General features: G+C 58.0%; 11 protein-coding genes, 4 tRNA genes and 1 pseudogene. 6 read left to right on the forward strand and 10 right to left on the reverse strand.

What is annotated here, in order from left to right:
* The coding region (locus PG892_RS18900; RefSeq protein WP_270825694.1) for a hypothetical protein at nucleotides 1-670 on the forward strand (670 nt) is incomplete at its 5' end.
* A gap of 50 nt (nucleotides 671-720) precedes the next feature.
* On the opposite strand, the gene PG892_RS18905 is transcribed toward PG892_RS18900, so the two are convergent.
* Complete coding sequence (locus PG892_RS18905; protein ID WP_270825695.1) at nucleotides 721-2,010, reverse strand: tyrosine-type recombinase/integrase; 1,290 nt, start codon at nucleotides 2,008-2,010, stop codon at nucleotides 721-723.
* Nucleotides 2,011-2,212: 202 nt separating this feature from the next.
* Here PG892_RS18905 and mutS point away from each other — a divergent pair, with 202 nt between their 5' ends.
* Nucleotides 2,213-4,768: a DNA mismatch repair protein MutS gene (gene mutS / locus PG892_RS18910; protein ID WP_270825696.1), complete on the forward strand. Its 2,556-nt coding sequence runs from the start codon at nucleotides 2,213-2,215 to the stop codon at nucleotides 4,766-4,768.
* A gap of 70 nt (nucleotides 4,769-4,838) precedes the next feature.
* Here mutS and PG892_RS18915 read toward each other — a convergent pair whose 3' ends face one another.
* Together PG892_RS18915 and PG892_RS18920 are read right to left on the reverse strand one after the other, a co-directional pair.
* The gene (locus tag PG892_RS18915) at nucleotides 4,839-6,437 is read right to left on the reverse strand and encodes a BCCT family transporter (protein WP_049636524.1); all 1,599 of its coding nucleotides are present in this window, start codon (nucleotides 6,435-6,437) and stop codon (nucleotides 4,839-4,841) included.
* Between the two features lie 9 nt (nucleotides 6,438-6,446).
* Nucleotides 6,447-6,974, reverse strand: a complete 528-nt coding sequence (locus PG892_RS18920; protein WP_010672814.1) for a hypothetical protein — start codon at nucleotides 6,972-6,974, stop codon at nucleotides 6,447-6,449.
* A 163-nt stretch (nucleotides 6,975-7,137) separates the two neighbouring features.
* Here PG892_RS18920 and PG892_RS18925 point away from each other — a divergent pair, with 163 nt between their 5' ends.
* Nucleotides 7,138-7,617, forward strand: coding sequence for a MarR family winged helix-turn-helix transcriptional regulator (locus tag PG892_RS18925; protein ID WP_010672813.1), 480 nt, complete (start codon nucleotides 7,138-7,140; stop codon nucleotides 7,615-7,617).
* A gap of 170 nt (nucleotides 7,618-7,787) precedes the next feature.
* On the opposite strand, the pseudogene PG892_RS22690 reads toward PG892_RS18925, so the two are convergent.
* From PG892_RS22690 to plsY, 6 genes and pseudogenes are all read right to left on the reverse strand, one after another.
* A pseudogene (locus PG892_RS22690) lies at nucleotides 7,788-8,828 on the reverse strand (IS3 family transposase); the annotation flags it as partial.
* 98 nt (nucleotides 8,829-8,926) lie between these two features.
* A tRNA-Asn gene (locus PG892_RS18940) sits at nucleotides 8,927-9,002 on the reverse strand.
* Nucleotides 9,003-9,010: 8 nt separating this feature from the next.
* A tRNA-Phe gene (locus PG892_RS18945) sits at nucleotides 9,011-9,086 on the reverse strand.
* Nucleotides 9,087-9,089: 3 nt separating this feature from the next.
* Nucleotides 9,090-9,165: transfer RNA gene (locus PG892_RS18950), tRNA-Thr, on the reverse strand.
* 52 nt (nucleotides 9,166-9,217) lie between these two features.
* Nucleotides 9,218-9,293, reverse strand: a tRNA-Phe gene (locus tag PG892_RS18955).
* A gap of 47 nt (nucleotides 9,294-9,340) precedes the next feature.
* The gene (gene plsY, locus PG892_RS18960; RefSeq protein WP_052815398.1) at nucleotides 9,341-10,003 is read right to left on the reverse strand and encodes a glycerol-3-phosphate 1-O-acyltransferase PlsY; all 663 of its coding nucleotides are present in this window, start codon (nucleotides 10,001-10,003) and stop codon (nucleotides 9,341-9,343) included.
* Between the two features lie 171 nt (nucleotides 10,004-10,174).
* Here plsY and folB point away from each other — a divergent pair, with 171 nt between their 5' ends.
* The 3 genes from folB to PG892_RS18975 all read left to right on the forward strand — a co-directional run bounded on the left by folB (nucleotide 10,175) and on the right by PG892_RS18975 (nucleotide 11,655).
* Entirely contained in the window at nucleotides 10,175-10,546 is a 372-nt protein-coding gene (gene folB / locus PG892_RS18965; RefSeq protein ID WP_010675798.1) for a dihydroneopterin aldolase, read from the forward strand.
* Nucleotides 10,546-11,055: a 2-amino-4-hydroxy-6-hydroxymethyldihydropteridine diphosphokinase gene (gene folK / locus PG892_RS18970; protein ID WP_041211771.1), complete on the forward strand. Its 510-nt coding sequence runs from the start codon at nucleotides 10,546-10,548 to the stop codon at nucleotides 11,053-11,055. The genes folB and folK overlap by 1 nt, the downstream gene beginning before the upstream one ends.
* A 117-nt stretch (nucleotides 11,056-11,172) precedes the next feature.
* Nucleotides 11,173-11,655 (forward strand): YbaK/EbsC family protein, encoded by a 483-nt coding sequence (locus PG892_RS18975; protein ID WP_042864868.1) that lies wholly within the window; start codon nucleotides 11,173-11,175, stop codon nucleotides 11,653-11,655.
* A gap of 9 nt (nucleotides 11,656-11,664) precedes the next feature.
* Here PG892_RS18975 and mdtD read toward each other — a convergent pair whose 3' ends face one another.
* Nucleotides 11,665-13,053 (reverse strand): multidrug transporter subunit MdtD, encoded by a 1,389-nt coding sequence (gene mdtD, locus PG892_RS18980; protein WP_010675801.1) that lies wholly within the window; start codon nucleotides 13,051-13,053, stop codon nucleotides 11,665-11,667.
* Nucleotides 13,054-13,156 lie beyond the last annotated feature (103 nt).

Below are 13,156 nucleotides of genomic sequence, written 5' to 3' on the forward strand. Positions count from 1 at the left end.
GGAGGTCACATGGAAGATCAGATCCTGGAAAACGGGAATGGTTCCGTTCAGGGCGCTACTTGTGTATAAGAGTCAGCTCTATCTTTACCCGAGTCAATCGCCACTTCTAGAAGAAACCATATATGACGCATCAACTCAAACAAGTGACACAAAAAAGTCATACGAAATAATAAAAATATTTTTCAACTGCTCCCAAGGATCTAGGGAAAGCAAAATAGCCATTATTAATCTAATGAAAGAACTGTGGATTAGAACTGAAAAAATAAATAAATACCAACAATGGAAATCAAAAAACAAGTCAGGCGACCTAAATGCTTGGCTGATAGAGCAAGACATATTTGGAATAGCACCTCAAGTTCAATATTTAGTTGAAAGACACAACTCTTCAAAGCTCGATAAGATTGAATTGTTTTTTGATGTTTTATATTTTTTATTTCCAGACACAGCTGAGCTTAAAATTCAGAAACTGAAAAAATCATGGAGCCAAAACAAAACCAGGGGTAAGGACAGCAATAAAAAACAATCGAACTTTATATTATCCACAAGTACAAAAAAACTCTTAGAAGAAACCTGCAATACTGAAGGCTGTTCAATGAGCGACCTTGTGAATGCCGCAATACAAAAGGAGTGCGAGCGCATTAATGAGAGAAATAAAACTAACAACAATTAGCTGTTGTAACTAGTTAATCTGGGCAGTAAAACCTGCCCGTTTACCAAAAATTACGCCATCAATCCATCTAAATGATCGGCCCATTTTTGCAGCCATACTTTGCATTCGTCATTGTAGCGATGCAGGTTATATGTTCCCTGTATCCCTTTTTGACTATGGCCCAATATCGCCTCCGCTATATCGGTAGGGCAACTCAGACGGGCCAAGCCGGTTCTTACGGTACGACGCAGATCGTGTGGTGTCCAAGTTGGCAGATCTATCATCTGTCCACTTTGTCTTAGGATCCATCCGCTGGTCGTTAATGCTTTTTGTTGAATTGGTTCGTTCGTGGTTCTAGATGGAAATAAACAATCATCTGTTTCCAACCTCAATGATTTTAAAAATGAAATTGCTTGACTAGACAGTTGGACATATCGATCGACATCGGTCTTTGTTTCTTTTAAATGAATAGTCCCTTTATCCAGATCAACTTGATTCCAATATAAACCACAAATTTCTCCGGTACGGCAACCGGTCCAAAGCGTCAGTCTGAGGACATGCTGTTGGCCTAATGGATATGCTGAGTCGGGTAGCCACTGCAAAAATCGTCGTAACTCTTCATCATCGAAAACTCGGGTTGCCTTCTGGCTGGTCAGGCGAAGCCTCGTCATTTTGAGCTTCTTCTTGGCATTGATCGTTGGGTTGACGAAATCATCTGGCAACCGACCCGAGCCAATCGCGTAGTCATAAGCAGAACCCAGCTCACGTAGTACGTTTCCCGCCTGAACATTGGCCCCACGTCCAACGATTTTCAACACCAGATTGCTGACATCTTGGGCCGAAATCTGAATCGCCTCTATATCCCCCAAATCTCGATATACATCGGTGCAAAGAGTACGTCGAGCTTCAGCCTGTCCTTTCGGTTTCCTCGCCCCAGGGATTAACTCACCAGTCGAGGACCAGTGATCCTCTATGTACTCACCAAGATACAGCTCTATGACATCTCGTACTGTAAATGGCTTGGTGTCGATGGCCTCAACCGCCTGAGCCTTCTGGATCTGTTGCTCGGTTGCCAACTCCGTTGCAGGACACAGACCTTGGTGGCGCATCAGCTTGAGCTCTTTGAGCCGGATCCGAGCCTGTTCAAGCGTAAGGATGGGGAAAACACCCAGCGTTATCTGCTTTTGCTTGCGAGGATTTGCTGGATCGTTATAGCGATAGTAGAAGCTTTTTTTGCCGGTTCGACCACAGCTGACACGCAAGCCTCGATACTCACCGATATCAGCTTTATCCTTGTCTCCCGGCTTCATGGCTTCAATTGCTTTGTAAGAAAGCGGTTTGCTATTCTGACGCCCCGACATGCCGTACTCCTCAGTAAACTGAATCACTCTTACATGAAGCGTAGGTTATCGTGTTTACGCACCAGAAACCATCCACAACCTACGTTTTGATCTACGCTTATTGTTAGGATGCAGCGAGATAGCTTGAGACAATCAGATACATAGCGAGCCGTCATCAAGAATGCAATCAATTGATTTATAAAACATTTAAAAGGTTAAAGGCTTGATGAACAACAAAAATATCGAGCAGCACACACCAATGATGCAGCAGTATCTGACTCTCAAGGCCGAAAACCCGGAGATCCTGCTGTTCTATCGCATGGGTGACTTCTACGAGCTCTTCTACGACGACGCCCGCAAGGCCTCCCAGCTGCTCGACATCTCCCTGACCAAGCGCGGCCAGTCGGCCGGCAGCCCCATCCCGATGGCCGGGGTGCCCTATCACGCCATCGAGGGGTATCTCGCCAAGCTGGTACAGCTCGGCGAATCGGCCGCCATCTGCGAGCAGGTGGGGGATCCCGCCACCAGCAAGGGGCCGGTGGAGCGCAAGGTCATTCGCATCATCACCCCGGGTACCGTCTCCGACGAGGCGCTGCTCAGCGAGCGGCAGGACAACCTGATCGCCGCCGTCTACCACGATGGCCGCCGCTTCGGTTACGGCACCATGGACATCGGCTCCGGTCGCTTCTTCATCAACCAGTTCGAGAAAGAGGAGACCCTGCTGGCGGAGCTGCAACGCACCAATCCGGCGGAGCTGCTCTACCCCGAATCGTTCGCCTTCCTGCACCATGTCGAGGGTCGCCGCGGTCTGCGCCGCCGCCCGGAGTGGGAGTTCGAGCTCGGCACCGCCCGCAAGCTCTTGTGCCAGCAGTTCGGCACCCAGGATCTGGTGGGCTTTGGGGTCGAACAGAGCGAGACCGCCCTGTGCGCCGCCGGCTGCCTGATGCAGTACGTGAAAGACACCCAGCGCACCGCCCTGCCCCACATTCGCAGCGTGCGCCTGGAGCAGCCCGATCATGCGGTCATCATGGATGCCGCCACCCGCCGCAATCTGGAGCTGACCCAGAATCTGGCCGGCGGTCACGACAATACCCTCTCCGCCGTGCTCGATTGCACCGCCACGCCGATGGGCAGCCGCCTGCTCAAGCGCTGGATCCACCAGCCGATCCGCGACCGGGTGATCCTCAAAGGTCGCCAGAGCACCATCAAGGAGCTCATCGAGCAGAACCTCTATGATGAGCTGGGGAGCCTGCTGCGCCAGGTCGGCGATGTGGAGCGGGTGCTGGCGCGCCTCGCCCTGCGCAGTGCCCGCCCGCGCGATCTGACCCGGCTGCGGCAGGCTTTTGCTCAGCTGCCCGAGTTGCAGCGTCTGCTGGCGGAGAGCGAGCACGAGGCGGTGCAGCAGCTGCGCGAGCGGGCAAGTACCTTCCCCGAGCTGTTCGACCTGCTGGAGCGTGCCGTGATGGAGGTGCCGCCGGTGCTCATCCGCGATGGCGGCGTCATCCGTGAAGGGTTCAATCAGGAGCTGGACGAGCTGCGGGATCTGGCCAATGGCGCCACCGCCAGCCTAGCCCGCATCGAGGAGCGGGAGAAGGCGCTCACCGGCATCAACACCCTCAAGGTGGGCTACAACAAGGTGCACGGCTTCTACATCGAGGTGAGCCGCGCCAACAGCCACCTGGTGCCGGCCCACTACATCCGCCGCCAGACGCTGAAAAACAACGAGCGCTACATCATCGATGAGCTGAAGAAGTACGAGGACAAGGTGCTCACCGCCCAGGCCCAGGCGCTGGCGCTGGAAAAACGTCTCTACGAAGAGCTGCTCGACGCCCTGCTGCCGCACCTCGGCGATCTGCAGGAGTCTGCTGCCGCACTGGCGGAGCTGGACGTGCTGGCCAACCTGGCCGAGCGGGCAGAGACCCTCGACTATCGCTGCCCCACACTCATCGACGAGGATCAGATCCTCATCGAGGCGGGCCGCCATCCGGTGGTGGAGCAGGTGATGACCGACCCCTTTATCGCCAACCCGATACGGCTGGAGCGGGAGCGGCGGATGTTGATCATCACCGGCCCCAACATGGGCGGTAAATCGACCTACATGCGCCAGACCGCGCTCATCGTGCTGCTGGCCCATATCGGCGCATTAGTGCCCGCCGACAGCGCCCGCATCGGCCCCATCGACCGCATCTTCACCCGCATCGGGGCGTCGGATGATCTCGCCTCCGGCCGCTCCACCTTTATGGTGGAGATGACCGAAACCGCCAATATCCTCAACAACGCCACCGCCCGCAGTCTGGTGCTGATGGACGAGATTGGCCGCGGCACCAGCACCTACGACGGCCTCTCGCTGGCCTGGGCCTGCGCCGAGCAGCTGGCAAGCAAGATTGGCGCCTACACCCTGTTCGCCACTCACTACTTCGAGCTGACCCGCCTGCCCGAGCTGATGAGTGGGCTGGCCAACGTCCACCTGGATGCGGTGGAGCACGGCGACACCATCGCCTTCATGCACGCGGTGCAGGAAGGTGCGGCCAGCCGATCCTACGGCCTGCAGGTAGCGGCGCTGGCCGGGGTGCCGAAATCGGTGATCCACCAGGCCCGCCACAAACTGCACGAGCTGGAGAGTGCCACTCCGGTGGCCGCCGGCGAAAGCCGTCCGGCTCCGGTAACTCTCGCCCCGCAACCCCATCCTGTGGTGGAGGAGCTGGCAGCAGTTCGCCCGGACGAGCTGACCCCGCGCCAGGCCCTTGACCTGCTCTATCGACTCAAGCAGATGCTGTAGCTACCGACCGCCGAACAGGCATGAAAAAGGGGAACCGCGAGGTTCCCCTTTCGTTTGACCGAACCTGTCATCAGCCCGGACCGATGCGATCCATCAGGCTCAGATTGACCGACCCCGGATGGCGCTTGAGCTTCTGCCTGTATTCGAACTGGTGCTGGCTCTCCTGTTTGAGCCCCTGCATCAGGGAGTAGCACATGGCCAGCATGATGACCGAGAAGGGCAGCGCGGCGATGATGCTGGCGGCCTGCAGGGCGGCAAGCCCGCCGGAGACCAGCAGAATGGCCGCGACCAGCCCCTGCCCCAGTCCCCAGATGGCACGGTGCAGCACGGGGGGATCCTGGTCGCCGATGGAGAGCAGCGTCGTAATCACGAGCGTGCCCGAGTCGCTGGAGGTGATGAAGTAGGTGCAGATAAGCAGGGTCAGCACCCCCTTGGCAATCCAGCCGAAGGTCTCCCAGTGCAGCAGTTCCACCGTCTTGTAGAGCGCCATGGTGACATCCTGATTGACCGCTTCCACCACGCCGCCGCCACCGAACAGCTCCAGGTTCATGGCAGTCCCGCCGAACACGGTGAGCCAGAACATGCCGAGCAGGGAGGGCACCAGCAGAACACCGAGCACGAATTCACGAATCGTGCGGCCCTTGGAGATGCGGGCGATGAACATGCCGACAAAGGGTGCCCACGCGATCCACCAGCCCCAGTAAAATGCGGTCCAGCTAGACTGCCAGGCCGAGGTACCGTTGGCTTCGGTATTGGTCCAGAAGCTCAGCTTGACGATGTTCTGCAGGTAATCACCGATGTTCTGCACATAGGCGTTGAGTATGTAGGTGGTCGGCCCCAGCACCAGGAAGAGGCCCAGCACGAACACGCTCAACCAGATATTGAGTTCGGAGAGGATCTTCACCCCGCGCCCGACGCCGGAGATGGCCGACAGGGTGGCAATCAGGCTGATGCCACCGATGAGCCAGAGCTGGTTCGCTTGTGACACGCCCATGCCGAACATCTGATTGAGGCCGGTGTTCATCTGGGAAACTCCCAGCCCAAGGGAGGTCGCCACCCCGAACACGGTACCGAACACCGCCAGCACGTCGGCGGCATGGCCCCAGAAGCCGTAGATGCGATCGCCAAGAATGGGGTAGAGCACGGAGCGGATGGCCAGCGGCAACTTGCGCCGGTAGCTGAAGAAGGCCAGCGACAGGCCGACGATCACATAGATGGCCCAGGGGTGCAGACCCCAGTGGAAGAAGGTGAGGCGCATGGCGATCTGGGCCGCTTCCGGCGTCATACCTTCGGTGATGAAGGGGTTGCCCTGCAGGTGATACATGGGCTCGGCGATACTCCAGAACACCAGGCCTATGCCCATGCCTGCGCTGAACAGCATGGAAAACCAGGCAAAGTAGCCAAACTCCGGTACCTGGTCGTCGTCGCCCAGCCGGATGCTGCCAAAGCGGCTGAACATCAGGTAGACGGCGAAGAACAGGAACAGGGCGACCACCAGGATGTAATACCACTTGAAGCCAGCAATGATGGTGTCCTTGGCCCCGGTAAACCAGGTGCCTGCGGTATCCGGATCAAAGACGCCGAACAGCAGGAAGAGGGTCACGACGGTCAGGGCCGTCATGGCCATGGTGGGATTGAGGCCTTTCAAAAGCCCTTTGGTTGCTCGCATCGGGCCTCCTTAGTCGTTGTTGAAAAAGTCTTCACCCACGTGATCGCCGGCACCGCCGATGGCGCGATAGGCCAGACGACCTGCCACCTGCTCACGGTGATCCACCAGGGTCACCGACGGCTGGCCGTTCACTGCGTGGCGTTTGCCGAGGAAGATAGCCATGGGCACCCCCAGATTGGAGACACCGCTGGTGATCCAGAGGCGGTTGAAGTCATAGGAGCCACCGATGAACTCCAGCTGTGCCAGCCCATTGTCCAGACCCGCCAGATAAAAGTTCATGGCACTCTCGTCGGGGAAGAGGTGAACCAGCACATAGGCATAGCGCAGCTCATTGACCAACTCCTTTAGACTGAAAGAACCTGTGTTGCTGCAAGAGAGCGGCAGCTCACCATCGTAGTGGTGTACCTTGAGGTTGTTGGGGTCCTCGTCATAGGCAGGTTGATAACGCACAAATGCTGCGGTGTCCGGCAGTTCATAGCGAACTCTGACCACACGCAGGTCGGCAACCAGGGACTTGATATCCAGGTCGTCATGCATGATTTCACTCCTCAAATATCGGGTTGGAATGGGGCAATTGTCCGATAACCTAACACAATATTCATTAGAGCTAAAACCATTACATCAAAAACCATATTGACCTTGTTATGGATTAGGCGGAGAATTTCGCGCCTCTCCACAGCCCTGCGATGACCCAGACCCCATGGAAAAACATGATGAAGTGCTGATCGCCCTGCGCCAGATCATCCGTGCCATCGACATGCACTCCAAGCGCTTGATCAAGGAGGCCGGCCTGACCTCGCCTCAACTCCTGCTGCTCAAGGGCATCGACGAGCTTGGCCAGATCTCCATGCGCCAGTTGGCGGATCACACCAACATGAGCCAGGCCACCGCCACCACCATCATGGACCGGCTGGAGAGCCGCCAGCTGGTACAGCGCATTCGCAGCGAAACCGACAAACGCAAGGTGCATGCAACGCTCACTGACGCGGGACGCGCCCTGCTTGCCCAGGCTCCGACCCCCTTGCAGGAGAGTTTCATTCAACGTTTTCAGGCGCTGGAGAACTGGGAGCAAGGGTTGTTGCTCTCATCCCTGCAACGCATCTCCGCCATGATGAATGCCGACGGCATCGATGCCGCCCCCGTGCTGAGTGTCAGCCCCCTGACCGAAGAGCGGGCCTGAAATCCTGAAGTCCGTTTACATGTTTTCAGTTAACTTCTGGCACTCAGAACCCGATGTACCGCATCGGGGATTCTGCATTGCGAGGCCTAATGCGATCATTCTAGGTTATAACTACCCACCACCTTATGCACCATCTTCCTCGTCTACACCAGGTCCTACGGGCTTTGCTACAGCAACTCTCCTTTCAGTATCCCGTTCACCCGCTCTGCCAGCGCATTCTGATAACAGTCATACCCATCAGTCATCGAGTACTGTACTCCGTACCGTTCATACAGCGTCTGATTCAAGCCTGAGCAATACTGCACCCTGCCGTCCGAGTGATGGATAAACTCCCCGCTGCCACGCCGTTGCTTCAGTGCTCTGCGCCATCACAACCAACTCAGCATGCATCCCTTCGTGCACGTGATGCCCCGCTATCTTACGCGAGCAGGCATCCGTCACCAGGCTCAGGTAGAGTGGCCCGCTCTTTGCCGGCAGGTAAGTGATGTCGGCAACCAAGACCTGCCCTGGCGCCACCGCAGTGATTTTCACCGGGCCGGGTTTGAGCAAGTTGGGATGGCGATAGAAACGCTGAAAACTGTGGAGCGTCTTGTGATAGGCCCGTTTGGGCTGCACCAACAGACGGTGCTCGGCCAATATCCTAAACAGTCTGTCCCACCAGACCGTCAGCCCAGCATCGTCTTGGCCCTGCAGCAGATAATGCTACTTGTGGATGCCCACCCGTAGTGAACTTTGCGCACAAAGCTCACTACCTGCTGCCCTTGTGCATGACGCAGGTCGGCGACCCGATTGCGATTGTAGTCAGCCTAACGGTTTATTCCGAGGAACCAGCAAGCACTGAAGATGGTCAGCTTTTCGACATACCGCTGCGAGAGAGCTTACCAGGTCGTTTTTTACGATTGAGGCGCCTTCAAAGAACTGAGCCTCCAGGCTCATCTGCGCCAGCTACTCGAGCTCCTTGATACGCTGTTCAGACATTTGGTTGCCGGGATCAGGCATGATGTGATCCTGCCAGCTCTAATCGATGCTCCCTGGCTCCAACCCTGCAGACCATGCTTATGCAACCATACCAGAATGGTCGAATTGCCCTGAATGCCATATTGGAATTGTGTCTACTGGTAGGTGAGTTCACCTTTTTCAATCTGCTCGACCAGGGACAATTTAAACCTCAGTGAGTAATCGCGCTGTGTGCGTTTCACACCTTGTCCCATCGAGATCTCCATCTATTCGGGGAAGAAGGTATAAGCCATATTCAGGACGGGGACAATGGGAAAAGAAAAAGCCCAGCATTGCTGCTGGGCTTTTTATTTGGCTCCTCCTGCTGGGCTCGAACCAGCGACCTGCGGATTAACAGTCCGTCGCTCTACCGACTGAGCTAAGGAGGAATTATTCGTGGTGCCCAGAGACGGAATCGAACCGCCGACACGGGGATTTTCAATCCCCTGCTCTACCGACTGAGCTATCTGGGCAAATGGTGCCGGCTACCGGAATCGAACTGGTGACCTACTGATTACAAGTCAGTTGCTCTACCTACTGAGCTAAGCCGGCACACTTCAAACCATTGTGCATGAACACGTTTTTATTTCATGGCACCAAAATATGGTGCCCAGAGACGGAATCGAACCGCCGACACGGGGATTTTCAATCCCCTGCTCTACCGACTGAGCTATCTGGGCGTGGGCGCTATTAAACGGATTTTAGGGCAGGTGGTCAACGGGAAATTTCACTTTTCGTCTCGTTCGTCTCTTTTTTGCGCAGCATCATCCATTTTCATCACTTCTGCTGGCGGGACCGCTCCCCGGCGCCCCCAGAGGCGGGACTCCTCCCCCTTGAGCAGGCGGGTAATGTTCTCGTGATGACGGATCAGGATGAGACAGGAGAGCAGGGAGACCGGCAACGTGTATTCCGGTTTGAGCAGATAGGTAAAGAGCGGAGTCAGCAACACGGTCACGATGGACGCCAGTGACGAATAGCCGCTCACCAGCAGCACCAGCAGCCAGGTGGTGATGACGGCGCCCCCCATGGCAAAGCCGATGGGCAGCATGGTACCGAGGGCGGTGGCGACGCCCTTGCCGCCACGGAAGTGGAAGAAGAGGGGGTACATGTGGCCCAGACAGGCGGCCACCCCGATAAAGCCGAGGTAGACGGGCTTGATCTGCAGATACCAGGCGAGGTAGACGGGGGTCATCCCCTTGAGGACGTCGAGAAGCAGTACGATCAGCGCCGCCATCCGGCCGCCGAGGCGCAACACATTGGTCGCCCCCGGGTTGTGGGAACCATGGTCACGGGGATCCGGCAGACCCGTGATGCGGGAAACCAGCACGGCACTGGACAGCGAACCGCCCAGATAGGCCAGAATAATCATCAAAATCGTCAGGGCCGTCATCTTGGTCGTTTTTACCACGATATGAATGGGGTATGATGCGGGCCACATTCCCAGGCCCGGGCTTGCCCGAAAGCGTGTCGCCCAAACCGGCCGCCAGCGGCAATCTGCTTGCCGGGCCTGCATCCCTGCGCTGTTTTCACAGCCCATCAAGAGTAAAGAAGAAGTACTGTCATGGACAAGGTGTTTATTCGCGGACTCGAGGTTTTGACCACCATAGGGGTATATGAGTGGGAGAAGGGCATTCGCCAGAAGCTCTGTTTCGACCTCGAGATGGGGTTTGACAATCGCCCAGCCGCCGCAACCGACGATATCAATCTGGCGCTGGATTACGCCACCCTCTCTCGCAAGATCTGTGATCACGCCCAGGGCAAGATAGTGGAGCTGGTCGAGACCATGGCCGAGCAGGTCGCCGCCCTGGTGCTGGAAGACGAGCGGGTACAGTGGGTCAAGGTGACCCTGACCAAACCGGGTGCCGTGCCCAATGCGGCAGGCGTCGGGGTCGAGATCTTGCGCCATCGCACGCCGGCTGCGAGCGCCAACTGATGACCCGCATCTATATCAGTCTGGGATCCAACATCGAACGGGAACGCCATATCCGCGCCGGCCTCGATGCCCTGCACGCCGAATTCGGCGAGTTGCAGGTCTCCCGGGTATTCGAGAGCGAGGCAGTGGGCTTCAACGGCCGCCCCTTCTACAACCTGGTGGTGGGTGCCGATACCGAGCTGCCCCTGGCGACCCTGTGCCAGCGGCTGCGCGCCATGGAGTTCGCTCACGGCCGCGAACCGGATGCCAAGAAGTTCGCCCCGCGCACCCTGGATCTCGATCTGCTGCTCTACGGCGAGCTGGTCTGCGAGACACCGCTGGTGCTGCCGCGCGGCGAGATCCTCACCAACGCCTTCGTGCTCTGGCCGCTGGCGGAGCTGGCTCCCACATTCCGCCATCCCATCGATGGTCGCACCATCGGTGAGCTGTGGGCAGGTTACGACAAAGCCTCCCAGCGCCTTGACCCCATTCCCTTCCACTGGAAAGCGGGCGAATTGCAGCATCACTGAACGACAAGGGCACCCTCGGGTGCCCTTGTTGATGACTCCGCTGATGACGGATAAGAAACGGTGATTGGGCCTGCGCCGGTGCAAGTGGCAGGATGACCGCCATCACAGGAGAACCCCATGCCACTCGATGCCATTCACGACTTCAACCGTCAGTTGCTCACCGACCTGCCCCACCAGCGCTTCGAGCACGAACCCATCCTCGATTACGCCACCGACGAGCGGGTCAAGGCTCGCCTCGGCTGGCAGGCCGAGTTCAGCAAGACCCTTTTCCTCAAATTCAAGGATGGTCGCTTCGCCCTGCTGCTGACCCACAGGGACGGCCGGCTCGACAGCAAGGCGGTCAAGGCGGCGCTCGGTGCCAAACCCTCCATCTGCACCGCTGACGAGATGCAGACCGAGATTGGCTGCCTGCCGGGAGCCGTCTGCCCCTTCCTGCCACGCGCCGACATCCCCCTGCTGGTGGATCCCGTGCTCATGAATCACCATGCCTTTACCTGGACGCCGGGCCACCCCGAGCAGACTTTCCTGCTGGAGACCACCCACCTGGCCGGACTGCTGGCCCGATTACCCTGCGACGTGAGCTACCTGCCCGCCCCCTGAGCCTGGGACTCAGCGCTTTTCCCGCGCCAGCTGGGCGAAGATCAGCGCCGCCAGCATGGACATCAGGCCGATGCACAGATAGGTGAGGTGGAACCCCTCCAGCCAGCGGCCACTCTCCTCGGGCTGGCCGATGGAGAAGAGTCCCAGCAGGCTGGCGGCGATGGCCACCCCCAGGCTCATGGAGAGCTGCATCACCACCGACAGCAGACCGTTGCCGCTGCTGGCGTGCTCGCTGCTGAGATCCTGCAGGGTCAGGGTGTTCATGGCGGAAAATTGCAGGGAGTTGATGGCGCCAAAGACCGCCAGCCACACCAGCAGTACGCCGTGGGGCACCTGGTTGTCGATGAAATAGAAGCTCGCGATCATGGCCCCGAGCGCCAGGGTGTTGCCGATCAGGATGCGGCGATAACCGATGCGCGGAATGAGCTTGTTCACCAGCGTCTTGGTCAGCATGGCGCCGATCACCGTGGGGATCATGGTCATCCCCGCCTTGCTCGGGGAGAAGCCGAGCCCCAGTTGCAGGAAGAGCGGGGTGAGAAACGGCATGGCGCCGCTGCCGAGGCGGGCAAACAGATTGCCCCAGATACCGATGGCGAAGGTGGACGTCTTGAACAGCGCCAGACTGAACAGGGGCTGCTCCGCCGTGGCGGCATAGAGCCAGTAGCTCGCCATGGCGGCCAGACCGAACAATACCGCAAACAGGGCCCAGCCGGTTGAGATGCTGTGCTCCCCCAGGCCTTGCAGACCGACGGATACCAGCACCATGCCGACACTGAACAGCACAAACCCCTGCCAGTCAAACCTGGCGGTGTGCTGGCGAAGGTCGGGCATGAAGTGCCAGCTCGCCACGAAGCCGAGCAGGCCCACCGGCAGGTTGATGAGGAAGACCCAGTGCCAGCTCGCCACCTCCACCAGCCAGCCCCCCAGGGCCGGGCCGATGAGGGGGCCGAGCAGACCGGGGATGGTGACGAACGACATCACCCTCAGCAGCTCATGCTTGCTGTAGACCCGCAGCACCGCCAGACGCCCGATGGGCATCAGCAAGGCCCCCCCGACCCCTTGCAACACCCGGGCGATCACCAGCATGGGCAGGGTGTTGGCGATGGCACAGGCCAGGGAACCCAGGGTAAACAGCAGGATGGCAACCAGATAGACCCGGCGGGTGCCGAATCTGTCCGCCAGCCAGCCGGAGGCGGGAATGAGCAGGGCCACCGTCAGCATGTAGGCGATGATGACGGACTGCATCTGCAGCGGACTCTCGCCCAGGGCCTCGGCCATGCTGGGCAGGGCGGTGTTGAGGATGGTGCCATCCAGGGTCTGCATGAAAAAACCGACCGCCGTCAGCCAGGGCAGCCATTTGCGTTGGGCGGGCGTCACCATCGGGGAGCTGTCAGGCATGGTTCTGTCTCTCCTCATCACATAAGAAATCTATGGTCACCCCCTTTTTTGCAACCTTGATTTCGGGTGTTGTGGTTGGCTTGCTTAAATCTATCCGGCGTCT

This window comes from Aeromonas sp. QDB68, from assembly GCF_027707405.1.
GTDB classification, from domain to species: domain Bacteria; phylum Pseudomonadota; class Gammaproteobacteria; order Enterobacterales; family Aeromonadaceae; genus Aeromonas; species Aeromonas caviae.